The following is a 22759-nucleotide window of genomic DNA, read 5'->3' on the forward strand; positions in this document are numbered from 1 at the left end:
TTCCGGGTACTCAGGATGCAGAAGAAGCTGCACCGATGGGCGGTGGCCGATCCCGGTCGCCGTTTCGATGATCTCGCCAACCTCGTCTATGACCCGGCGTTCCTGCTGGTGGGATGGGCGGGGGTGCGGGGCAACAAGGGAGCACGAACCGCCGGAGTCGATGGGATCGCGCCGCGATCGGTCGATTCCGGTGCCGAGGAACTGCTGGCGAGTCTTCGAAACGATTTGAAGGCGAACCGGTTTGTTCCGCAGCGGGTGCGGGAGAAGGCAATTCCCAAGGCGTCGGGCAAGATTCGGCGTCTCGGGATTCCGACGACCGCGGACCGGGTCGTGCAGGCCGCGTTGAAATTGGTGCTCGAGCCGATATTCGAGGCGGATTTTCAGCCGTGTTCCTACGGTTTCCGCCCGAGACGCCGGGCGCAGGACGCGATCGCTGAGATCCATTACCTCAGTTCACCTCCCCGCGATTACGAGTGGGTGTTCGAGGCCGATATCACGGCGTGTTTCGATGAGATCGACCACACCGCACTGATGGAGCGGGTGCGCCGACGCGTCGGGGACAAACGCGTGCTGGGCTGGGTGAAGGCGTTCCTGCGGGCCGGGATCCTGACCGAACAGGGCCTGAACAGGGAAACGATCACCGGCACACCCCAGGGCGGAATCCTCTCACCGCTGCTGGCCAACATTGCCCTGTCGGTGTTGGACGAGGACTTCGCGGTCCGATGGGCCGCGCTCGGACCTGAATGGACACGCGCCAAACGTCGTCGCGCCGGGGAACCGGTCATGAAACTCGTCCGCTATGCCGACGACTTCGTGATCATGATCGCCGGGAAACGCGATGACGCCGAAGCGCTGTGGGATGAAGTCGGCGCGGTGCTCGCCCCGATGGGTTTGCGCCTGTCGCAAGAGAAAACGAGGGTCTGCCACATCGACGAGGGGTTCGACTTCCTGGGCTGGCGCATCCAGCGCCGCGCCTGGCGAAGCCGGACCGGCAAGCGGGCTGTCTACACCTATCCGTCGAAGAAGGCGCTGTCCTGCATCATCGGCAAGGTGCGAATGGTGACTCGCCGCAAGAGAAATCCAACGCTCGCAGACTTGCTGCGCTGGCTGAACCCGGTGCTGCGAGGCTGGTGCAACTACTTCCGTCACGGAGTGCCGTGGCGGACCTTCGGCTACATCGATCACTACGCCGTTTGGCGGATCATCGGCTGGCTCCGCAAACGACACCACGGACTGAACATGCACACCCTGATACGGCGTTACCTGCCCAGTTGGCGGATCAGCGCCGGAGGAATCGATATGTTTCGGCCGGAATCGGTCGTCATCGAACGATATCGCTACCGGGGCACCAAGATTCCCACACCATCATCGAGCGCACCGACAACCGGATCGCCCGCACCAGCGGCATGAACACATGGAGAGCCGGATGCGTCGACGAGGCGCACGTCCGGTTCGGAGGGCGGGCCGCAGAAACCCACCGGTTGAGAGACCGGCAGGGCGCTGCGGTCCGACCCCTACACCGAACATCGCATGAGTGAGGGCAAGCTCTACATCTGCGCTGTCGAAGACGTCTACTCGGGTCGGATCGTGGGCTATTGCATCGACTCGCGCATGAAATCACGGCTCGCGGTCACCGCATTGCACAATGCCGTCGCCCGCCGTGGCGAGGTGGCCGGCTGCATCGTCCACACCGACCACGGCAGCCGATTTCGTTCCAAGCTTTTCATCCACGAGATTCCGGATGGCCGGGTCGATGGGCAGGGTCGCAGCCGCGGACGACAACGCCGCGATGGAGAGCTTCTTCAGCCTGCTGCAACGCAACGTCCTGGACCGGCATCAGTGGACCAACCGTGAACAACTCCGGATCGCGATCGTGACTTGGATCCAACGCACCTACCACCGGCGCCGACGCCAAACCCGACTCAGACGTTTGACCCCGATCGAATACGAAGCGATCATGACCCCAGCAGCCCGACAGGCTGCATAACGCCTGTCACCTCATCGTGCAGCAGCCCGAACCGGGGAACAAACACATTCGCTCGCCCGGGACGGACGGCGGTGCGGTATAGCGGTGGTGGCCGACGGATGCGTCGCTCCTCGGCGTTTCGTCGACGGTTTCCGGTTGGGTCGGCGGTGCGAGCGTGATCGCTGCGGGTTTGTGTCATGATCGTTCGCTGTCGGTCTGTGTCGCGTTCAGGTGGGTCCGCAGCCGCCGGTGCCGGTGGCGGAACAAGAACGTCAGGGTAGCCTGCAGGGCTGCGCCCCAGTAGGGAAGCAGCCCGAGGGGTGCGCGCGGGACGAAGGACACGGAGTCGGTGATCTCGGTGCTGTTGCCGGAGGGACGTAGGGTGCGTTCGTGCACCCAGACACTCATCGACATCATGGTCGATTCCTCGCGGAACCGTGTTCCGGGATCGATCTCGGCGACGGTGATGTTGTCGAAGTCGATGGGGAGCCATCCGTATAGCAGGAGGACGCTGCGTCCCAGTCGAGTTCCGGGTGCTACGTCGTCGATAGTGCGGTCTCGGAACGTCCTGGGCACGGTCATCTTCAGATAGGGCCGCAGTTCGGCGTTGATGCCCTCGGGCGAGGTAATCGTGGCCCAGACCTGTTCGATGGGCACATCGACGGTGCTAACCATCTCGATGTGCCGGGTTCTCCGTTTGCGTGTCATCGGCTTGCCCTACCTTTCTGGGTGTGGGCCTGGTCCGGTCATTCGTAGTATCGGTGGGCCCCAGGGGTTCTGGGTATGGCTAGACGCCGTCGGCAAGGCTCAAAGGACCTGGCCGCCTAGAACTCTGCGACGACACGACATACGCGAGTTGATCGCTGCTATAGGACAACGTCGGCGAGGTCGTCCGCGGGTGATGCAGCAACCGCCAGCAAGGGGCAGAAGGGTTGGCACAGCGGGGATTAGGGCTTTTCTGGTCCGGAGAACACGATTTCGTCGCTACCGGGCGCTTGCGCTCGACAGCAACCGGCTGCCCGGCTGGTCCGGACTCCCCGGTGCACCGCCGGCTCTGGGCACGATGACCTTCGGCACCGAGGGGCTGGGTGCGACCTGCGATGAACCCTGATGGCTCGCTACCCGACGCCTTGATCGGGATGAATGCGGCTGATTTCTTACCACGGTAAGTGGGACAGAGCCAATATCTGGACAGGCACCATGTCGCCGAAGTCGTCTCCTCCCTCCGGTGTATCGCGGATATCACGGGCGGATACTCCACTCGGCTGATGCGTGGCGCTCGCGCCAGAAGTCGGCGAAACGGCCGCCGGCTCGTAGGAGCGTGGCGTGAGTCCCAGTCTCAGCCAGTCGTCCGTCGTCGAGGAAGAGGATTTGATCGGCGTGCTGGATAGTGGCGATTTTGTGGGCGATGATGACGACGGTTCGGCCTGCCGCCACGAGTTCGCTGATCCCAGCGCTGATAGCGGCCTCGTTCTCGGGGTCGAGCGCGGCGGTGGCTTCATCGAAGAGCACGATGGGCGAATCCTTGAGCAGAGCACGAGCAATCGCGACCCGCTGGCGTTCCCCGCCGGAGAGCGCGATACCGCCTTCGCCGGTACGGGCCTGCCAGCCTTCGGGGAGCCGTTCGATGATTTCATCGAGTCTGGCGGCGGCCGCGGCCCGGTGGAGTTGTGCCTCGTCGGCGTCCGGGGCGGCGATAGTCAGGTTGTCCTCGATGGTGCCGTCGAATAGGTAGGTGTCCTGGAAGACGACCGCCAGAGTGCGCATCAGATCGGGCGTGGGGATGTCACGAAGGTCGATCCCGCCGATTTGAATCGAGCCGGAATCGACATCCCAGAAGCGGGCGATGAGTCGGAGCAGGGTGGTCTTGCCCGATCCTGATGGTCCGACGATCGCGGTCATGCCTCCAGAGGGGATTGTGACTGTGACGTCATCGATGACACGAGTGTGCTCGTAGCCGAAGCGCACTCGGTTCAAGGTGATGTCGTGCTCAGTGGGAGCCTGACCGCTCGTAGGCTCGGGAAGAGGCGGCGCATTCAGGATGGTGCCCACGCGTTCGAGGGCCACGTCTGCGACCTGGATCGCGCCGGAGAGGCTGGCGATCGCAGCGAGTGGTTCGATGAAACGTGACGCGAGCACGAGCAGCGCGATGGCCTCGGGCACGGCGAGCTCGCCGCGGGTGGCGAGCCAGGCTCCGGTGACCACGACAAGGGTGAAGCCGATCTGGACGATCCCGACGTACGCGTATTGCGGCAGTGTGTGTCGGGCGAGCGCGTGGCGGAACGCGCGTCGTTGCTGGTCGAGAGCCTGCTCCATCGGTGCGAAGCCAGCACTGGCTCTTCCGGTGGCCCGGAGCACCGGCTGGGCTTGGGCGAACTCGATGGCGCGGGCAGCTGCTTCCTCAGAAGCCTCGTCCATGCGGTGCTGAGTGTCGCGGATGATCGGAGCCGACCAGCGCATCACAAATACGGCGGCGGGCACCGCCGCCAGGAAGGCTAGGGCGATCCGCCAATCCACGAAAAACACGCCGACGACGACCGTGGCCGGAGTGGCGATCGCCGCAATCCGCTCAGGCCAGACGTGGGAAACGATGCTCGCCGCCGAGGGGGTGTTCTGGGCCACGGCGCGCGCGATGCGCCCCGGTGTCTGATTCACATACCAACCCAGCGGGAGTCGCCCGAGGTGCTCGCCAAGACTATGTTGCAGGTCGCGCATAATACGGTTGGCGGTCGGATATCCCACAGCGTGGCCCCACCACACACTCGCAAGATAGGCGACCCCGACGACGGCGATCCCGAACAACCACCAGTGCACATCTCCAATGCGAATCGGGTCCGACAACAGCTCGCGCAGCAACGGCAGGAGCATGACGAGCACGAGGCCCTGAAGGACGCCGGAGAGTATGTAGCGCAGGGCGAGCGCATTGATCATGCCGCGGTGCGGCCAAATCTGGAGGATGCGGCGGATCATCGGGACTCGTCCTTCCCTCGCGGGGCCGTGACTTGAGGGGTCTGGTTCTGCGCTGTCCACATGGCCCGGTAACGGCCACCGGCGGAGAGCAATTCGTCATGGGTGCCGCGTTCGACCACTCGTCCGGCGTCGAGGACGACGATCTGATCGGCGTGCTGGATCGTGTACAACCGATGCGCGACCACGACCACAGTGCGTCCGCGGGCCAATCTGCCTAGAGCTTCCTGGACGGCGCGTTCGTTCTCGGGATCGACATATGCGGTCGCTTCGTCCAACAGCACGATTGGGGCGTCTTGAAGGATGGCGCGAGCGATGGTGATCCGCTGCCGCTGCCCGCCAGAGAGCACGCCGCCACGACCGGCGATCACAGTGTCGTACCCCTCAGGCAGCGCCAGAATCGTCTCGTGCATCTGGGCGGCACGAGCAGCCGCCTCGACCTCGGCGTCGCTTGCGCCGGGACGTCCCAGACGGATGTTCTCCCGTATCGTGTCGCGCAACAGCACGATATCCTGGAACACGATGGCAATGCGGGCCAGCAACTTTTCCTGCTGGATGTCGCGCACATCGACACCGCCGATGGTTACTGATCCAGCACCAACATCGAAAAATCTGGGGATAAGCCTGCTGAGAGTGGTCTTGCCGGAGCCGGATGGTCCCACGACAGCGGTAACGGTACCTTGTCGGCAGAGGAGGTCCACCGACTGCAGCACGGGCTTTTCGGCGGTGTAGCCGAAGGTCACCGCGTCGAATCGAATGCTGTACGTCCTTGGGGTCTGCGGTGCGTCGGGCTCGGGAAGTACTGGCTGGTCGAGCACGTTGCGCAGGTGCTCTGCGGCGACACGAGCCTTACGGAGCTGTTGGGTGCCTTGGGCGATCGTCATGTACGGCGTGGGCAGGCTGACGCCGACGAGCAAGAAGGGCAGCAGGTCCACCGGGTCGAGCCAGCCGGCCGCGACGAATCCGGTCCCCGCTCCTGCCACAACTAACAGTACCGAGGCGGGCGAAAGGAGCAGGAGCGTGACGAACATCGCCCGCCCTGCCTCAGCGGTCCAGGCAGCGAGGGTATCGCAGAACCGGTCGATGCCCTCGGACAGACGGCGATAGGTCCGCCCGGCGCCGCCGTAGGCCTTCACGACCTGGATGCCGTCTACGTACTCGATGGTCGCGTTGTTCAATTCGACCTGGGCGGCAGTCAGCTCGGCCATACGCGCAGGCATGGTCCGGTGCGCAGCTCCCATGGCGAAGGACGCCAGGGGAAGCACCGCCAGGGTGGCCAGGGTCATTCGCCAGTCCGTCGCCGTGAGATAAACCAGTGCGACGATCGGGAGCCCGATCGCGCTGGCAAGGTCGAGGACCGCGTGGGCGACCATGTGGTGCATGTCCTCGATGTCGTCCTCCATCGCCTTCTTCAGCTCGCCCGAACCACGTCCGGTGAACCAACCCAACGGAAGCACGGCCGCATGCCGCGCCAGCCGAGCGCGGAGAGAGCGCTGCAAGTCGGCATCGGCGTAATGCGTCACCAGATTCGCCACCACCATCAGCAGCAACCGCCCCGCAGCGCCGACGACACCGACCCACACCCACATCCACACGACGTCGGCCTGCTGTGCAGACGTCAACTCACGACCTATTTCGGCCACGGCCACGTAGGGAAGCAGGCCGAGCATCGAGCTGACGAAAGCTAGACCCGCCCCTAGATACAGCTGCCGGCGAACCGGGCGCAGCAGGTCGCGCACTGCGGACCGCAGGGGCCGGTCGAGCTCGTCGACTTTGTCGTCCGACACATCCGCACCTGTAACCAGCAAAGTCATCAACTGCCTCCAAATCGACTGACCGTCAGTCAATAACTTACCATATGGCACGATGGGTCAACAGACACCTGACAGGAGGCAATGAGTGGGTCGGACCAAACCTGCGGAGCAACGGCGCTCCGAACTTCTCGACGCCGCGGAGCAACTGCTCGCACAGAAGGGCATCGCCGCGGTAACGGTCGAGGACATCACCCAGGCTGCCGGTGTCTCGAAAGGCACCTTCTACTCGTACTTCCGAGCCCGCGAGGACGTTCTCGGAGCCCTCCGCGCGCGATACATCGAGACCTTGCTCGATGCGCAGAACGAGGCGATGTCGCTCCTGCACCCTGATGACTGGGCCGGTCGCATCGAGACATGGCTCGTCGCTGGAATTCGCACCTTCCTGCTCGATCCAGCCAAGCACAACACTTTGTTCCACCTACCGCACGGATCGACCGGCGATGATGTCGGTAGCGAGGAGGTCGGATACCGACATGTCGAGCTACTGAGGTCATTGTTGACGGCCGGACGCGACGCTGGAGGGCTCCGAATTGTGGATCCCGAGTCCACAGCCGTGCTGCTGTACGGCTCGATCCATCACGGTGCCGACTACCTCTTCCACGCCGCGGACCCAGCGCTCACCGAGCGGGTCATCGCCGAGGTACGCCGCTGGTGCCGCTCATTCATCCTCCCCGAGCTCTAGGGACTGCTTCGGACAGATCCGGGCGGTCTCTTGGAGACCGCCCGGCATGGGCAACCAGCCCCGCCATGGGGCACCGCCTCCTTCGCGAATCGCGGGTGCCCGGGCGCCGGTCGGAGATGCGTCCGCCGATGGACAGGCCGGCGAAGGCGCCGATCCCGAAGAGGGCGAGAATCGCGGGGATCCAGACCGTAGGCATACCGGTGATGTCGGCGAGCATGGCCGCGAGGTAGTTGAACCGGCGCACACCGTAGGCAGTGAGTCGCCCTCGTTCGGCGATGTATGAGGCCTGATGTGGTTTCCGGCGGCCGTGTGTGGTCGACGGTAGTACCTGTACTCCGCTGTCGTCGGCCACACCCCTCGCCTACACCGAACCTATACCGGACGCGAAGGCGGCCACAGCGATCGGGTTCCTGCACCGGGCGAGGACTTGGTTCGCGGTGCACGGGATCACCCATATCGCGCAGGTGGTCACCGACAATGGCGCGTGCTGTCGCGCAGGCGCGTTCACTCGGTCCTTATTGGGGCGAGACACGAGCGGACCGAGACCCTGCACGCCACGGCTCAGTGGGAAAGTGGAGCGCTACAACAGAATTCTGTCCGAAGAGTTCCTCTACGCTCGAACCTGGCCCTCCGAGAGCAACGCTCGAACGTCCTTAGGGTGCGGAACACGCATTGCAACTACCACCGCCCGCACGGTGCGGCTGGCGGACAGCCGCCGCCGCCATGCACGATCGTCTTCTCACCAAAGTCATGGCCTCATTCATCAGATCAACCGACATAGCAAGAATCATTCTCGTCTGGCAGAATATCATTGACCGACGGTCAGTCGATCTCATAGTCTCGGCTCTATGAGGAGTCTCGTGAATGCCCCGTCGTCGAGCAGTCTGGACCACTACCCCATCACGGGCCGGCTGCGACGTTACTCGCTGATCGTCAGCCTGTACCTGGTCAGCGACATTGCGTTCTCATTCTTGTTCGGGGCGCTCACGACGATTCTGCTGAGCCTCGGCCACCCCAAGAAACTGGTGGCGCTGGCGCCGCTGTTCGGTGTGGTCTACGTGCTGCGATTCATCGCCGGTCCGATTATCGACCGGGGCCACCCGTCTCGTAAGGGGCCATACCGCAGTTGGCTGTGGGCGACTCGAGCAGCCTTGGCTGCGTCGCTCGCCGCGCTGTCTGTGGTTGATCCAGCACATGACCTGCCGCTCGTGTTTGCCGGACTGATGATCCTGCTCGTGTTCGCTGCACTGAACGACACTGCGACGAACGGGCTCGCGGTACGGATTCTGGGACCCACCGAACGAGGGCTGGGCAACGGCATCCAGGTCGCCGCCGCCACTGCGTCGATCGTCCTCGGCACCGGCGGCGCGCTGTTTCTCTACGACCTCGGCGGTTGGCGCGTGACTCTGCTGACTCTCGGGGCGTTATTCGCGATCCCAGCCGCCATGCTGATCGGATTCCGGGAACCCGCAGGCGAGGCCCCGGCCGCGATCCAATGGTCGCGGATAGGTACCTTTTTCACCTCGACGACACGACGCACCTTCGCGCTGATCGTCGCACCTCTCCTGGTTTCCGGCGCGTATCTCGTTACTGCCGTTCAAGGTGCGCTATTGCTGGATCGAGGATGGAGCCTGAGCGATATCGCGACGCTCCAAGGCGTCTACGCGCCGGTGGTCGGCATAATCGCGGGCTTGGCAGCAGGCGCCGCAATCTCACGGTGGGGGCGGGCCCGTCCGCTCGTCGTGATCGGCGTCGCCGGGATGCTGTCCGTCGCGGCGACACTCCCGATCGCCATCGGCGACGCATCCGCCACAGTCGCGGCAACCGGGATACTCATGATGAGTATCGGCTATGCGGCCATCATGACCTGGACCAACACCGTCTACATGGATAACAGCCGTGCGGATTCATCGGCAACGGACTATTCGTTGCAAGCGACGATCCTCGGACTGCTTCGCATGATCGCGAGCACAGTTGGACTCGCGCTCATCCCCGGTTTCGGATACATGGCCATTGTGCTCGTCTCAGTCTTCCTCACATTTCTTGGCTTCGGCGTCGCATGGCGGCACATACGAGCCATCGAGTGAAGGTCAGTCAAGCGCCGCTCTGGAGGTTCACCCCGGGTAGTGGACACTGAGTTAGCAGGATCGATGGTTCTGCTGGTAAGGATGTTTGCTGTGCCTCCTCGTAACGTCGGTCGTAGAGAAATGATCAAGACCTGTGGATGACGGGAAGGACGCACCTTCCCGGATGATCTATCAGTCCGATGTCTTGATCACGCCGGCGCGCCAACGCCGGTCGGGAAGGTACGTCCGTGCTCACGGTAGTTCAGAACACATCCGCCTCCGACGATGAGGGCGGTTCGACCCGGTCGTTGCTCGATGAGATCGTCCGCGATGGTGCCCGGCAGATGCTCGCCGCTGCTTTGAAGGCCGAGGTCGCGGCCTATATCGCCCAGGTCGCTGACCAGCTCGATGAGAACGGTCATCGCCTGGTGGTGCGTAACGGCTACCACGCCGAGCGGGAAGTCCTCACCGCGGCAGGCGCGGTGGCGGTGCGGGCGCCTCGGGTGAACGACAAGCGGGTCGATCCGGAATCCGGTGAGCGGCAACGGTTTTCCTCGGCGATTCTGCCTGCTTTTGGCTCGCAAGTCACCGCAGGTCACCGAGGTGCTGCCGCTGCTGTATCTGCATGGGCTGTCCACCGGTGATTTCGGTCCTGCGCTCGAGCAGTTCCTCGGTTCCGGTGCCGGGTTGTCGGCGGCGTCGATCACCCGCTTGACCGCCGGGTGGCAGGAAGAGGCCCGCGCGTTCGCCTCTCGGGATCTGTCCGGCACCGACTACGTGTATTTGTAGGTCGACGGTATCCACACCAAAGTGCGTCTCGAGCAGGAGAAACTATGCCTGCTGGTGATGATCGGGGTGCGAAGCGACGGCCGCAAGGAGCTCGTCGCCATCAGCGACGGCTACCGCGAGTCCACCGAATCATGGGCCGATCTGCTGTGGGACTGCCGCCGCCGTGGCATGACCGCGCCGGTGCTGGCCGTCGGGGACGGCGCGCTCGGGTTCTGGAAAGCGTTGCGCGATGTGTTCCCGCAAACCCGGGAACAGCGATGCTGGTTCCATAAGTCCGCGAATGTTCTTGCCGCACTGCCTAAATCGGCGCAGCCCGGCGCGCTCGCGGCGATGAAGGACATCTACAACGCCGAAGACATCGACAAGGCGCAACTCGCGATCAAAGCCTTCGAGATCGACTACGGCAAGAAGTATCCCAAAGCGGTCGCCAAAATCACCGACGACCTCGACGTTCTGCTCGAGTTCTACAAATACCCGGCCGAGCACTGGATCCACCTGCGCACCACCAACCCGATCGAATCCACCTTCGCCACCGTGCGACTACGCACGAAAGTCACCAAAGGGCCGGGCTCACAGGCGGCGGGAATCGCCATGGCCTACAAACTGATCGAGGCCGCCCAGGCCCGCTGGCGCAAGGTCAACGCGCCCGAACTCGTCGCCCTCGTCCGCGCCGGAGCCCTGTTCCACAAGGGCAAGCTCCTCGAACGCCCCCGCGAAATCACCCCGGCCTCGTCAACCGGCCCGGCCGACACCACCCGAACGGAGGTCGCCTGAAACAGACCGAACCACAGGTTTTGACAATTCCTGGTGTTGCCGGCCGGCATGGCTGTATCGATCGTGCAGATGTAGGCGGCGAATGTCGGAACCGACGCTCTCGAGACGGTCGACAAGTCCTGAAGGTCATCGGTGGTGAGGCCCAGCCGCTCCAGCAACAGTGCCGCAGCTTCCAGATTCGCTTGGCGGGTGGTGCGATCGGCTGTCACAGATCACCGCCCGATGCCTCGATGATGCGGCGCTGCGCCATATCGTGCAGAGCCCTCGGCGAGAAGAGCACGAGGACTCCGTGCGCGGGATCGGGCGCGAGCAGAACCCGATCGCCGGATCGGATACCGGTCGCGTAACGCAGTTCGGCGGGTAGTCGCAGACACCAGTGCACCGTGATCCTCGCGGTGCCCTCGACACCGACAGACAGGAATGCGAGATCATCGCGGACCGACCAAGCCAGGCGGTTGCCGGGAAGCCAGCCCATGAGAGCCACCAACCTCTGGTCGTCGATGCGCCCGGCGGAGTCCACGGGGCGCGGCCGGTAGTTCGCGGTCGCAGGCAGCGCATTGTGAAGCTGCGGCAGCGGTAGGGCCGGGCGAGCGGTGGGCTGGCCGTCGAGCCGGTCGGCTCGACCGTCACCCGGCAGCCCGGAGAAGGGCCGCGCAGAAGGGCAGTCGGTCATCGTGCCCACCCGCTCGGCCGGAACTCCGGCAAGAAGGCCTCGGTGTCGAGTTGTCGTTTCAGCACCCTGAAGAGTGTGAGTTCGCCCCGAGAACGTGTATGAACCTGTGTTCCTACGCGGCACTCGATCGCATTCCGCTGGGTATGGCGGTGACGATCGATTTCGTCGGCCCGCTCGCCATCGCGTTGATCGGATCGCGGCGCACGCGCGACGCGCTATGGGTGGCTGTTGCCGGAGCGGGCGTTCTGCTGTTGCTGGTCGACAGTGACGGTCCGGTGTCGTGGGCCGGTGTGCTGTTCGCGGTGGCGGCCGGGGTGGGTTGGGGGGCCTATATCGCGTGCAGCGCCGTGGTCGGCAGGCACACCGCCGGACACGACGGATTGGCGATAGCCATGGGCCTCGGCGGGCTGCTGGCGTTGCCGGTGGTGATCGCGAACGATGCCGTAGCGCTGCTGGATCCGCTCTTCTTGCTGGGCGCCGCGGCCTTGGCGGTGCTCTCGTCGCTGGTGCCGCACGCCATCGAAATGGCGGCTCTGCGCCGGATCACTCCCGCGGTGTTCGGCGTCATGATGAGCTTGGAGCCCGCGTTGGCCGCGGGCGTCGGGCTGCTCTTGCTCGGCGAGGAAATGGGGGCGGCTCAGTGGGCCGGTATCGGCTTGGTGGTCATGGCGTGCGCCGGATCGGCTCGCGGTCCTCGCGACAACGCCGACTCGGGCGGCGGGATTCAGTGCGCCGAAATGGCGGTGTCCAGCACCGTGGACAGAACCACATAGGTATTCCGGGATGTCGATATCCTCACGTGTTCCCGTCGCTACTACCGACAGCGGCCATGACTAGGCGAAATGCATTCGACGCAACGAATTTTCGGTAGATCACGAAGTTGTCGGTGACATAGACAACAGGGGAAACTCCGGTGAATTCACCGCCCTACCGGCGGGTACGTGATCGAATGCTCTGCAAGTGACATCACGAACCCGCTGTGTCGCGTCGCGGGTCCACCGAATCCAGGAGGTCGAACCTGTGGTCGACGCAAGCGTACCCACGCTGCGTCCGTCCGAGCTGGAAAGATTGGCCCAGCTCGACGAACACAACGAACTTTCCGCCGAGCATGTGCGATCGACCTCGCGCAGGACGGGTGTGCCGGAGGCGAATCTCTGGCGGTGGCTGGACGCCCGCCGCGACGCTTCCGCACCGACCAGGCGCATCGACGTTCCCGAGGCCGCCACGCGGCTGGTCGGATATCGGCAGGGCGACCACCGGGCGTCCCGCATCATCACGCTCACCGAGGCGGTCGGAGGCGAGCTCCTGCCGCAGATCTCCGACGGAGACGTCACTACGTTCCTGGCGGACTCCTACCGGAGCCTGCCGGCCTCGGAGTTCGAGCGCATCGACGCCGTCTATACCGAGGGAATCCGAGCGACCTGTCGATGGCTGGCCGAACACACCGGGCAGCCATGCCGCCACGACCTGGACCAGAACGGCGGTGGCAGCTGGATCGGCCCGCGCGGGGCCGGTCTCGCCGAGTACATGCTCGCCGTCCTGCAACCCCGCCTCAACGCGCCGAATCGTTTCCATCAGGGCCGCGGGACCGGTGTGGTGGACGAGTGGAGCGACATCCTGAGCCTGTACCGGTTCCTCGGCGGCCTGATCGCCGACAGCCCCGGCCGCGGACACACCATTACGCGCCTGCGCGGCGCCCAAGCGGCGTTCCTACTGCACGGGCTGCGGCTGGACCTGCCGCCTGACCTGGCGTACTCGGTCGGGCCCGGGCTGACCACCACCCCGATCGACCACGACGTCATCGCCCGCATCCGCGCGCGGACCGCCGATCCGGTGGACGCGGCCGCCATCGCCACCGCACTCTTCACCGGCGCTACAGCCATGGAACTCAACGCGATTCCATGTGTCGCGCTCACCACCGACGCGCTGATCTTCAACGGCCCGATCGGCTACACCCACGCGCCGGATCTGTACGTATGGGTGATACCGCCGCCGGCGCGCCCTGTGCTCTACGAAGCGCGGGCCTACCAGGAATCACGCCCCACACCCAACAGCAAGCTGTTCACCGGGGCTATCGGCGGAGCGGGCTTCCGCCTCCGCAGGCTCGCCGCGGCATGCGAGGTGACCCTCCCGGACCTGTACCACTGGCACCACAGCTGGATCCGGCAAGCCGGACTTCTCCGCATGTCCGAACAGCCGAACCCGGTGCGTAACACGGACCTGCTGTTCGGACTGAAACTCGTACCCCGGCCGCGCCGCCGTCGCGCACGCTGAGGCCGGCGTTTCTACCTGACGCGGTGCAGTGCGTGGATTTCGAGGGCGCCCAAGGTCCAGTGATCTGTCACGGAGAATCCGAAGCGCCGGTAGAGGGGAACATTGTCCGGGTCGGCGGTGGTGAGCCATAGGTCCTCGAATTCGTCGACGATGAGAGCGAGGAGGCGGCGCCCGGCGCCATGCCCGGGGTGCTCGGCGCCGATGAATTCGAGGGTCCAGGCATCGGACGGCTTGCGGCGCTCCGCCGCACGGGTGTAGCGGAGTGTGCGATGGATCGCTGCGGGGCCGCAGTGGAACAGGACGTGCATGGTCCAAGCCGACCGCGCGGCCGCGTCCGGTGTGGCGCCGGGCGGGCTGAGCAGCGCGGCTGCGCCCGGTGCGGTGCGGGTGACCAGATGGGGCAATCGTGCGGTGGCAGCGAACCAGTGTCGTCCGCGGTCGCCCGCGATCCAGGCCATGCCGGGTTCGGCGTCAAACGCTCGGCTGAGGACGAGTGCGGGATCCAACGGGAACCTCCGGGATCAGGTGACAGATCAGCAATTTGAGCGAGAACAGGGGGATGAACCAGGTCAACAGCGCCGGTACGGGAAACGCGATCAAGTTGATCAGCAACACCGCCATATAGGCGGCCATGGCGACCGGGCGGCGCAATTCGACAGGCGCGGATTCGATCGCCAGTGCCGCCCCGAGCAACAACAGGGTGTTGGCGGCGAACCAGGCCGGTTCGCCGAGCAGCAGGAATGCGACTACGGCGAGATGCGCCACATGCACCCCGACGAAAGTCAACCGGCCTCGCGATGAGCGGGTGCGGTGGTACCAGCGTTTCGCGGAGTTCGTCGCGTTGGTCAGTACGCCGCCGACGAGGTCGCAGGCGACGACGACCAGCGCCACGACCTCCGCGACGCCGCGGCCGGAGATCATCGGCAGGCAGTAGCTGGCGATCAGCAGTACGCACAGGACACCGCCGATGCCTTCGACAGCCGATTCCGCTCGCGTCTTTCCCGGCCCCATGAATCGCTCCAAGCGCCCGGCCCACCCGGGCCGTGTTGCCGGAATCGACCAATCCGCTTGCAGATCACCGCGCATGACCGGGCCCCCACAGTCCGGCCAGCAGGCTGAAGATCTGATCGGGATCGTCTCCGCCGGTGAGCGCCCAGTGGTCGCCGGCGCGCAGGACGGCGGCGGACGCCGCGGTGAGCAGCCCGCGGTCGATGTCGGCACGGATGACGCCGAGAGCGAGGCCATTGCCGATCACGTCGGCGAGCCAGGAGTGTTCGTCTCCAACCGGCGTCCGGGTGACGGCGGCATCGGCGAGCGCCAGATCCTGTGGGCTGTCCCGCAGGAAGGCGACGAGGCCGGCCGAGGTCTCGCGCAGGCGAGCCCAGAACTCCTCGGCGGTCTCCGCGGCCACCCAGGCGCCCAATTGTCTCCGCAGCCGGTCGGAGACGTCGGACAACACCAACGCGAGTATGTCGTCCTTTCCGTCGAAGTACTGATAGGCGGAACTCTTCGAGATGCCCGCGTTGGCGATGATCGTGTTGTACGACGCCGCGTCCGGGCCGTGATGTGCGAATTCGGCCTTCGCGGCGTCGATGATGGCGCGTTGGCGTTCAGGGGGGAGGCGATGGAAGCGGGGCAGCGGCATGTACCAATGGTACACACCCTTGGTATGCACTACTAGTTCACAACTTATCCGGCGTCGTCGAGGAGGTGCCGTGGGGCGGCCTGCCGCCAGGAGTCGAGCACGATGGCTTCCAGTTCGTCGCGATCATCGAGGACGGTCAGGCGCGCACGCACCCAGGCGTTGTTGGCTTCGTGGGCCGCGATCCAGAATTTCTCCGGTTCGGCGAGGACTAGTTCGTCGCGGTCGATGATGGGGCAACGGACCGCCATCGAGGTCTCTCCCTCCGGGAGGGTGAGGAACAGTTTGCCTGCCACCCGAAATGTCGGCATTCCCCACGTGAACTGTTCGGACGTCTCGGGCAGCGACAGCGCGAAGGTTCGGACATCGTCCCCGGTGAAACTCATGCGCCGAATCCTTCCAGGGCCCGGTGACACGTCCGTACGCGGTCGACGGGGGATTGCCCGAGCGATCTCGGAGCCGATCCGTAGGGCATTGTGCCGACGCGACCGGCCGCGCGTTGTGAGCTGCCCAGTCGCCGACAACAGCCTGGCCTGGCCCACCGCCTGCATCGCGGTGATCGCGCGGAGAGCGCGGTGGACATCGCCGGTCCCCGCCAGTTGCTCCAGGTGCCGGAAGAACAGCGCGCGGCCGTGCGGGAGTTCATGATCGACCAGTACAACGCCACCGTCGCCACCCCGTGGTCGCGGCCGAACGCGGATACATCGACGCCGTCATCGAACCGTCCCGTACCCGGCTGGAGATACAGCACGCGCTCGGGCTCCTGCGAGACGAGGAAGCGGCCGCGGAACACAACCCGCGCAAGCACAGCCGCTACCCGATGGAGGGCCTGCGGCGTCGTCCGGCCTCTGGTTTTCCCGCTGCCGAGTTGGGTATGCGGCGAGGTGGGTAGCAACCGTCCGTGGTCGGAGGAGTTGCGGGCATGGAGTGGTTCACCGCGTCCGAATACTGGTTGAGCAGGCAGGTGCTGACCCGCGGCGTGGCGGCCGTCTATCTGATCGGGTTCCTGGTGGCGGCCCGGCAATTCCGGGCGCTCATCGGTGCCCACGGCATGCTGCCGGCGCCGCGGTGGCTGGCCCGGCGGTCCTTCCGGCAGACGCCGAGCATTTTCCACTTCCACTATTCCGATCGCTTCTTCGCCGCTGTTTGCTGGTTCGGTGCGGCACTGTCCGCGGCGCTGGTCGCCGGTGGGGCCGACCTGCTGCCGTTGTGGGCGGCCATGTTCCTGTGGGCGACGTTGTGGGTTCTCTACCTGTCGATCGTCAACGTCGGACAGGAGTGGTATGCCTTCGGCTGGGAGTCGCTGCTGCTGGAATGCGGGTTTCTCGTCATCTTCCTCGGTAACGACCGCACCGCGCCGCCCGTTCTGGTCTTGTGGCTCGCCCGCTGGCTGCTGTTCCGCGTGGAGTTCGGCGCCGGGCTGATCAAGCTGCGCGGAGATCCGTGCTGGCGCGATCTGACCTGCCTGTACTACCACCACGAGACACAACCGATGCCGGGGCCGCTGAGCTGGTTCTTCCATCACCTGCCCAAGCCGCTGCATCGAGCCGAGGTGGCGGGAAACCACGTCGCGCAGCTGGTCGTGCCCTTCGGTTTGTTCGCACCGCAGCCGGTGGCGAGCATCGCCGCCGTCGTCGTGGTCATCACCCAGCTGTGGCTGGTGCTGTCGGGCAATTTCGCCTGGCTGAACTGGATCACGATCCTTCTCGCGTGCGGCGCCATCAGTCAGTCCGCGGCTGCGGCGGTGTTACCGGTGCCCACCCCGCCGCCACTGCCGGAACCGCCGCCGTGGTTCGTGGGACTGGTCATCGCGTTCACCGCGCTGGTGGCGATCCTGAGCTACCGGCCCGTGCGCAACCTGATCTCCAGCCACCAGGCCATGAACCGGTCGTTCGATCCCTATCACCTGGTCAACACCTATGGCGCGTTCGGCACCATCGGCCGTACCCGCCTCGAGGTGGTCATCGAGGGCACCGACGAGGCCACCGTCACCGACCGGACGCAGTGGAGGGAGTACGAGTTCAAAGGCAAACCAGGTGATCCACGGCGGCTCCCACGCCAATGGGCCCCATACCACCTGCGGCTGGACTGGCTCATGTGGTTCGCCGCCGCCTCGCCACGGTACGCGCAGCCGTGGCTGGGCCCGTTCCTCGCCCGACTGCTGGAAAACGACCCGGACACACTGCGCCTGCTACGGCACAACCCCTTCCCTACGACCGCACCGCGTTTCATCCGCGCGCAACTGTATCTGTACCGGTTCACCACACCCCGGGAACTGGCTCGCACCCGGGCGTGGTGGCACCGCGAACTGGTGAGCCGCTACCTTCCACCCCTTTCCCTCGACGACCTGCAATACCGCAGCCACTCCCACCGGCACTGAGCTGCGCAGCACGGCAGTGTTTTTCGCCACAGTGGGGTGGCGACGATCGGCGACGAAAGCGGGTATGCGCCTCAGTGACGCAACCGACCGAAGGAGGATGTCATGTCCATCTCGGCCTCGCGCTCGCAGTATCGCGCCGTCCGACGCAGTGACAGGGGTTATCCCAGCACAGAGGGCCCCGTCGAATGGACCGTCGCGGCATGGGTCTTGGTATTGACGGTGCTGAGCATCGCACTGGCTCTGCTGTAGGGACACCGCCCTCGGCGCCGCAACCAAGCCGATTCCGCTCACCCGTCCGGTGAACGAGCGCCACCGAGTGCTCGAGGTTCCCTCGCGCTGTGCTGCCCATCGGTGAGATCGGCGGCAGCACAGCCGGATCGGGTGGCGACGAGAAGGAGTTCGACTCTTGGAGGAAGTACTACGGCCGCTCATCGTCGTGCTCGGTACAGTCGCGATCACCGTCACGGCAGGCCTGCTGATCGATCGACTGCTGCGTTACAGCGCGCGCAGAAGCCCGGGTAACCAACTGCCCACGCTCTTGCGCCGGGTGCAATTGCCCGTGCAGGTGTTGCTGGGCTCGCTGGCTTTGCATGCCACCTATCCACTGGCGCACCTCGATTTACGCCAGGACACGATGGTTCGCACCATCTTGGCGTCCGCGGCGACGATAGCGGCGGCGTGGGTCGTCATCCGGGCGGCGGACGCCGTCGCGGAGAACATGCTGCGCTCCTACGCCCGGCGTACTCAGCAGGTCACGCGGGTGCGGCAGTTGCGCACGCAGCTCGGCCTGGTGCGGCGCATCATCACATCGGTCCTGGTGGTCACGACCGCCGCCGTGGTGATGCTGCTGCTGTTCCCGACGCTGCGGACGCTGGGCACCTCGTTGCTGGCCTCGGCGGGGGTGATCGGAATCATCGCGGGCGTCGCCGCGCAGTCGACTCTGAGCAATCTGATCGCCGGGTTGCAGATCGCCTTCGGTGATTCGGTCAAGATCGGCGACACCGTCGTCGTCGAGGGGGAGTGGGGCATCGTCGAGGAAATCACGCTCGCATTCCTGACCGTGCGGATCTGGGACGACCGGAGGCTGACCATGCCCGTCTCCTACTTCAACAACAAGCCGTACGAGAACTGGTCGCGCGGCGGCTCGGAGATCACCGGCACGGTCTTCCTGTATCTCGATCACAGCACGCCGGTGCCGCTGCTGCGTGAGCATCTGGGAGAATACCTGCGCGAGCGTGCGGACTGGGACCGTCGTGACTGGGGCCTGCAGGTCACCGACACCACGCCGACCAATATCGTGGTGCGCGCGACCATGTCGGCGGCCAACGCCGACGACGCGTGGAACCTGCGCTGCGCGGTCCGCGAGGAAATGCTCGACTGGCTCGGCCACCACCATCCACACGCGCTGCCGAAGATCTCCACCGCGATCACCGGCTCCGCCGACGGCGACCGCCCTCTGGCGCTGGCGGCCTCCCGTTCCGGCGACGACGGCCACGGTTTCGGCGACTGACCTCGGCGCCGGTTTCCGGTGGGTCAACGTTTCGGGAGGGTATGCAGTGTCACCTCGCTCAGCCGGCCCGACCGTACGCGTGCGGTCAGATACGTGTGTTCCGGCTGTCGGCGGCGATCGGTCGGTGAGCCGGGGTTGAGCAAGCGCAATCCGGTCTCGGTGACGCTGTCCCAGGGGATGTGGCTGTGCCCGAAGACGAGCACGTTGGTGTCCGGGAATTCGCGGGCGCAGCGTTCCTCCCGGCCCGTGGCGGGTCCGGTCTCGTGCACCACGGCCAGCCGGACCCCCTCGAGCTCGGCACGAGCTATCTCGGGCAGCCGTGCACGCAACTGGGGGCCGTCGTTGTTGCCGTAAACGCCGATGAGGCGTTTGCTGCGCGCTTCCAGCTGGTCCAGCAACGTGATGTCCACCCAGTCGCCCGCGTGCACGGTCACGTCGACCGCGTCCACTGCGCGCCACAGTGGCTCCGGAAGATCCCGCGCACGCTTGGGCACGTGCGTATCGGAAATGATGAGCAACCGCATGGTCACCGGTCTACCACGCCGCGAACGCACCCTCGGGCGGCGACGCATTGTCCGTTTGCCGGGCGAACGCCACCGGCGATTGTCGAGTGATATCTATCACACCTACTCGTCGGTTCAGTCGAGATTGGAAAGCCGATCGTGGGTATGTCCGGCGTGACGGTGACGCAGCGCGGCGCACCGGTGTGACAGTTTCCATCGCGTGGTCCGGGAGGGCTTGTGTCTTCGATGCTTTCGTTTCTCATGCTGATGCTCATGCTGCCGGGGATGGCGACCGTGGCGGCGTACGCGACGGTGGCGGTCAGCGTGTGGCTGGAGGAGCGTCGTGAGGCCGCCGACTCCGCGATGCGCGTCGAAGCCCACCATCCGTGAGGAAGCCGTATCCAGCGCTGAGCGGGTCGAGGATCAACGTCGGCGAAACCAGCGCCGCTTTCCCGGGCGGCTCGATGCGGCGAATCCATTGATTCCGGCGGCAGCAGCGAAGGCGGCCGCGTCAGCAAGGGTCGTTGTCTTCGGGTGTTCCCGAGCCCATGCTGTGAAGCGTGCGGTGAAGTCTCCGTCGCATGCGTGCACCAGCAGCGGGAAACGACGCGCTACCTCGCCGGCCCGCTTGAACAGTAGGGCGTCCGCTGCCGCGCCGACGGCGTCGCCATCGAATCCCGCGGGTACCGGGGCTCCCGTGACCAGCGCCCGGACCAGCGCTGCTTGCCGTTCGGCCAGAGTCGCGTCTTCGGGTGGCTGTGTCGCTCCGGAGGAGGTGCTCACGCCAGTACCCCCCTGGCGTGGCCGGTGATCGGCGCACGGGCGGCGGCGGCCGCGATGGCGTCCAGTTCGTCGAGCAACTCGGACGCGGGCGGATAGTTGCCGTCGCGCTCCAGCATCATCGGCGTCGGCCGAGTCGCGGTGAATGCCGCGATCAGCGCCAGAACCTCGGCCGGAAGCGGGGCGGTGTGGGTGTCGTGGTAGCGGCCGCCGGATTCGTGACCGCCCGCGACATGGCAGTAGGCCACGCGTTCGGCGGGCAGGCGCATCAGCTCCGTGAGGGGGTCGCGATCCCGGTTGCGAGCGTTGGCGTAGACGTTGGCGAGATCCAGCAACAGCAGCACACCGCTGCGTTCGACCAGTTCACACAAGAATTCCGCTTCGGTGTATTCGTCGTCGGGCCAGTCGAACAGCGTTGCGATGTTCTCCACCGCGAGCGGAACGTCGAGAGCGGCGCGGGTGCGGGCGATGTTGCGGGTGAGCGCGTCGAGTGCTTCCCGGGTGCGTGGTACGGGGAGCAGGTGGCCGGCTTCCAGGCCGCCCGCTCGGACGAAAGCGACGTGCTCACTCACCAGCGGGGCGGCGACGGCCGCCGCGCAGGCCGCCAAGTGCTCGACGCGGTGGCCCGCCACCGGTTCCGCGCTGCCCAGGGACAGCGAGATGCCGTGCGGCACGACGGCGACGCCTCGCGCGCGCAACGCCGCGAGTTCCTCGGGGACGGTGACCTGCCCGGCGCGCCGGGCGTCCCTGGGCAACGATTCGGCGATGACCTCGCAGAACCCGAGCCCCTCCAATGCGGCTATCACTCCGCAGATTTCGGACCTCCAGCCGATGCCGAGCGAATGCGGCGGCAGGGGCCCGGAGAACTCATCCACCGCACCCCCCGCAACCGCCGCACCCCCCGCCGCCCCCACCGCCGTCGCCACCGCTGTCACCGCCACCGCCGCCCGACTCACCGGGCGGCGCGACCGCCTGTGCGAGTCCCGGATCCAACGCGATAAGGGCGCCTATGCCGAACACCGCGGCCGCCAGCGCCGCGGATTCAGCGCCGTAGGTCGCGTAGGACGGTGAATTGGTCGGCCGCAGATGCCCACTGCGCTGGGTCGCGGCCTCGCGAGCACGGACACCGAGCGGGGTCAGCCGGGGCTTGCGCACCACCAGCCAATAGCAGAGTGCCTGCGCGATCACCAGCGCGACCACCAGGCCGACCGGGTTCCCGTGCGAAGCGCCCGCGATGACCCGCACCACACCGAGCGCGCCCGTGACCAGGATCGGCATACCCGCGTCACGCAGGCCGTGGCGCATGCCGGGCCCCGGGAAATACCCGAGGTCGACCATCCTGGTGCGCAGGGCGTCGAAGGCGCCGGGCGATCCGTCGACGACTGCGCGGACGGTCTTGCGCTGCCCCACCGTCAACCGGTCGTACACCGACATCGTGAACGGATCCAGCTGCCCACGCTCCTGAGCGGTGAGCGTGCGGACCGGCGTGGCCGCCGAATCGATCGTGTCGACAGCGCGCAGCCGGGCCATCGACGCCAGCGTGGCGTTCTGGTCGCCGAACAGCATCCCCAGTTCGGGCGGCGTCAGCTCCGCGCCCGGCGCGGTGACCGTGTCGGTTTCCGGATCCGCGGCCGTGATCCGTGACCGCAGCCAGAATCCGGTGATCACCGCTACGAGCACCAGCGGCAGGTAGAGGGTCAGGAACGTCGGCCCGGAGATCCCCCACGTCTCGCCCGCGGCGACCAGCCCGTCCGAGCCCACCCCGTCGATCACAGTCATTTTCCACCTCGGAATCGGTCCAACCTGCAGTCAGTATCAGGCCGTATCGACCCGTGCGCCATGGCGAATCGCCGCTGGGACGAAAATGGCCGTGATCGACTCGCAGCGTCCGGATGGCGATGGCCGACCGGTTTCCCGCCGGATTGCCAGGGCAATCGGT

Annotated in this window: 23 protein-coding genes and 2 pseudogenes; 13 read left to right on the forward strand and 12 right to left on the reverse strand. The window is 65.8% G+C overall.

The annotated features are described in order from the left end of the window. Window positions 1-15: 15 nt before the first annotated feature. The 3 genes from ltrA to K8O92_22865 all read left to right on the forward strand — a co-directional run bounded on the left by ltrA (window position 16) and on the right by K8O92_22865 (window position 1987). Window positions 16-1410: a group II intron reverse transcriptase/maturase gene (gene ltrA / locus K8O92_22855; protein UAK35885.1), complete on the forward strand. Its 1395-nt coding sequence runs from the start codon at window positions 16-18 to the stop codon at window positions 1408-1410. Between the two features lie 120 nt (window positions 1411-1530). Next, window positions 1531-1854, forward strand: coding sequence for a DDE-type integrase/transposase/recombinase (locus K8O92_22860; protein ID UAK30723.1), 324 nt, complete (start codon window positions 1531-1533; stop codon window positions 1852-1854). Further along, on the forward strand, window positions 1790-1987 hold the full coding sequence (locus K8O92_22865) for an IS3 family transposase (GenBank protein ID UAK30724.1): 198 nt from the start codon (window positions 1790-1792) through the stop codon (window positions 1985-1987). The genes K8O92_22860 and K8O92_22865 overlap by 65 nt, the downstream gene beginning before the upstream one ends. Window positions 1988-2161: 174 nt before the next feature. Here K8O92_22865 and K8O92_22870 read toward each other — a convergent pair whose 3' ends face one another. The 3 genes from K8O92_22870 to K8O92_22880 all read right to left on the reverse strand — a co-directional run bounded on the left by K8O92_22870 (window position 2162) and on the right by K8O92_22880 (window position 6747). After that, window positions 2162-2674, reverse strand: a complete 513-nt coding sequence (locus tag K8O92_22870) for a hypothetical protein (GenBank protein ID UAK30725.1) — start codon at window positions 2672-2674, stop codon at window positions 2162-2164. 534 nt (window positions 2675-3208) lie between these two features. Then, a complete protein-coding gene (locus tag K8O92_22875) occupies window positions 3209-4936 on the reverse strand; it encodes an ABC transporter ATP-binding protein/permease (protein UAK30726.1) in 1728 nt (575 codons plus the stop codon). Further along, on the reverse strand, window positions 4933-6747 hold the full coding sequence (locus tag K8O92_22880) for an ABC transporter ATP-binding protein/permease (GenBank protein ID UAK35886.1): 1815 nt from the start codon (window positions 6745-6747) through the stop codon (window positions 4933-4935). The genes K8O92_22875 and K8O92_22880 overlap by 4 nt, the downstream gene beginning before the upstream one ends. Window positions 6748-6832: 85 nt before the next feature. On the opposite strand from K8O92_22880, the gene K8O92_22885 reads away from it, so the two are divergent. The 3 genes and pseudogenes from K8O92_22885 (at window position 6833) to K8O92_22895 (ending at window position 11058) form a co-directional block, all read left to right on the forward strand. Continuing rightward, a complete protein-coding gene (locus K8O92_22885) occupies window positions 6833-7429 on the forward strand; it encodes a TetR/AcrR family transcriptional regulator (protein UAK30727.1) in 597 nt (198 codons plus the stop codon). A gap of 860 nt (window positions 7430-8289) precedes the next feature. After that, window positions 8290-9516, forward strand: coding sequence for an MFS transporter (locus K8O92_22890; GenBank protein UAK30728.1), 1227 nt, complete (start codon window positions 8290-8292; stop codon window positions 9514-9516). Window positions 9517-9743: 227 nt separating this feature from the next. Further along, window positions 9744-11058, forward strand: a pseudogene (locus K8O92_22895) (IS256 family transposase). Between the two features lie 205 nt (window positions 11059-11263). Here K8O92_22895 and K8O92_22900 read toward each other — a convergent pair. Beyond that, window positions 11264-11731, reverse strand: coding sequence for an AbrB/MazE/SpoVT family DNA-binding domain-containing protein (locus tag K8O92_22900; protein ID UAK30729.1), 468 nt, complete (start codon window positions 11729-11731; stop codon window positions 11264-11266). Between the two features lie 98 nt (window positions 11732-11829). On the opposite strand from K8O92_22900, the gene K8O92_22905 reads away from it, so the two are divergent. Together K8O92_22905 and K8O92_22910 are read left to right on the forward strand one after the other, a co-directional pair. Next, window positions 11830-12504, forward strand: coding sequence for an EamA family transporter (locus K8O92_22905; GenBank protein UAK30730.1), 675 nt, complete (start codon window positions 11830-11832; stop codon window positions 12502-12504). A gap of 247 nt (window positions 12505-12751) precedes the next feature. Further along, window positions 12752-14005, forward strand: coding sequence for a hypothetical protein (locus K8O92_22910; protein UAK30731.1), 1254 nt, complete (start codon window positions 12752-12754; stop codon window positions 14003-14005). An 11-nt stretch (window positions 14006-14016) separates the two neighbouring features. On the opposite strand, the gene K8O92_22915 is transcribed toward K8O92_22910, so the two are convergent. The 4 genes from K8O92_22915 to K8O92_22930 all read right to left on the reverse strand — a co-directional run bounded on the left by K8O92_22915 (window position 14017) and on the right by K8O92_22930 (window position 16033). Continuing rightward, window positions 14017-14511: a hypothetical protein gene (locus K8O92_22915; protein ID UAK30732.1), complete on the reverse strand. Its 495-nt coding sequence runs from the start codon at window positions 14509-14511 to the stop codon at window positions 14017-14019. After that, window positions 14477-15016 (reverse strand): hypothetical protein, encoded by a 540-nt coding sequence (locus K8O92_22920; protein ID UAK30733.1) that lies wholly within the window; start codon window positions 15014-15016, stop codon window positions 14477-14479. Before K8O92_22920 ends, K8O92_22915 begins: the two co-directional genes overlap by 35 nt. 64 nt (window positions 15017-15080) lie before the next feature. Further along, window positions 15081-15650, reverse strand: a complete 570-nt coding sequence (locus K8O92_22925) for a TetR/AcrR family transcriptional regulator (protein UAK30734.1) — start codon at window positions 15648-15650, stop codon at window positions 15081-15083. Between the two features lie 44 nt (window positions 15651-15694). Next, window positions 15695-16033 (reverse strand): MmcQ/YjbR family DNA-binding protein, encoded by a 339-nt coding sequence (locus K8O92_22930; protein UAK30735.1) that lies wholly within the window; start codon window positions 16031-16033, stop codon window positions 15695-15697. Between the two features lie 130 nt (window positions 16034-16163). Here K8O92_22930 and K8O92_22935 point away from each other — a divergent pair. From K8O92_22935 to K8O92_22950, 4 genes and pseudogenes are all read left to right on the forward strand, one after another. Beyond that, a pseudogene (locus tag K8O92_22935) lies at window positions 16164-16470 on the forward strand (methylmalonyl-CoA carboxyltransferase). 99 nt (window positions 16471-16569) lie between these two features. Next, on the forward strand, window positions 16570-18027 hold the full coding sequence (locus K8O92_22940; protein ID UAK30736.1) for a lipase maturation factor family protein: 1458 nt from the start codon (window positions 16570-16572) through the stop codon (window positions 18025-18027). Window positions 18028-18129: 102 nt separating this feature from the next. After that, window positions 18130-18276, forward strand: a complete 147-nt coding sequence (locus K8O92_22945; GenBank protein UAK30737.1) for a hypothetical protein — start codon at window positions 18130-18132, stop codon at window positions 18274-18276. A gap of 157 nt (window positions 18277-18433) precedes the next feature. Further along, a complete protein-coding gene (locus K8O92_22950) occupies window positions 18434-19537 on the forward strand; it encodes a mechanosensitive ion channel family protein (GenBank protein UAK30738.1) in 1104 nt (367 codons plus the stop codon). Window positions 19538-19560: 23 nt separating this feature from the next. Here K8O92_22950 and K8O92_22955 read toward each other — a convergent pair whose 3' ends face one another. Further along, on the reverse strand, window positions 19561-20061 hold the full coding sequence (locus K8O92_22955) for a metallophosphoesterase (GenBank protein UAK30739.1): 501 nt from the start codon (window positions 20059-20061) through the stop codon (window positions 19561-19563). Window positions 20062-20277: 216 nt separating this feature from the next. Between K8O92_22955 and K8O92_22960 the strand changes: the two genes are divergently transcribed. Next, window positions 20278-20430, forward strand: coding sequence for a hypothetical protein (locus tag K8O92_22960; GenBank protein UAK30740.1), 153 nt, complete (start codon window positions 20278-20280; stop codon window positions 20428-20430). Between the two features lie 33 nt (window positions 20431-20463). Here the strand turns inward: K8O92_22960 and K8O92_22965 are convergent, their stop codons facing one another. Genes K8O92_22965 through K8O92_22975 form a run of 3 tightly spaced genes read right to left on the reverse strand, consistent with a single transcriptional unit; the run spans window position 20464 to window position 22599 of the window. Beyond that, window positions 20464-20823 carry a hypothetical protein gene (locus tag K8O92_22965; GenBank protein ID UAK36101.1) on the reverse strand — a complete coding sequence of 120 codons (360 nt, stop codon included), beginning with the start codon at window positions 20821-20823 and terminating at the stop codon, window positions 20464-20466. Continuing rightward, window positions 20820-21674: a DUF692 domain-containing protein gene (locus tag K8O92_22970; GenBank protein ID UAK35887.1), complete on the reverse strand. Its 855-nt coding sequence runs from the start codon at window positions 21672-21674 to the stop codon at window positions 20820-20822. The genes K8O92_22965 and K8O92_22970 overlap by 4 nt, the downstream gene beginning before the upstream one ends. A gap of 13 nt (window positions 21675-21687) precedes the next feature. Then, window positions 21688-22599 (reverse strand): TIGR04222 domain-containing membrane protein, encoded by a 912-nt coding sequence (locus K8O92_22975; protein ID UAK30741.1) that lies wholly within the window; start codon window positions 22597-22599, stop codon window positions 21688-21690. Between the last annotated feature and the right edge of the window lie 160 nt (window positions 22600-22759).

It is taken from the genome of Nocardia asteroides (assembly GCA_019930625.1).
Lineage (GTDB): Bacteria > Actinomycetota > Actinomycetes > Mycobacteriales > Mycobacteriaceae > Nocardia > Nocardia sputi.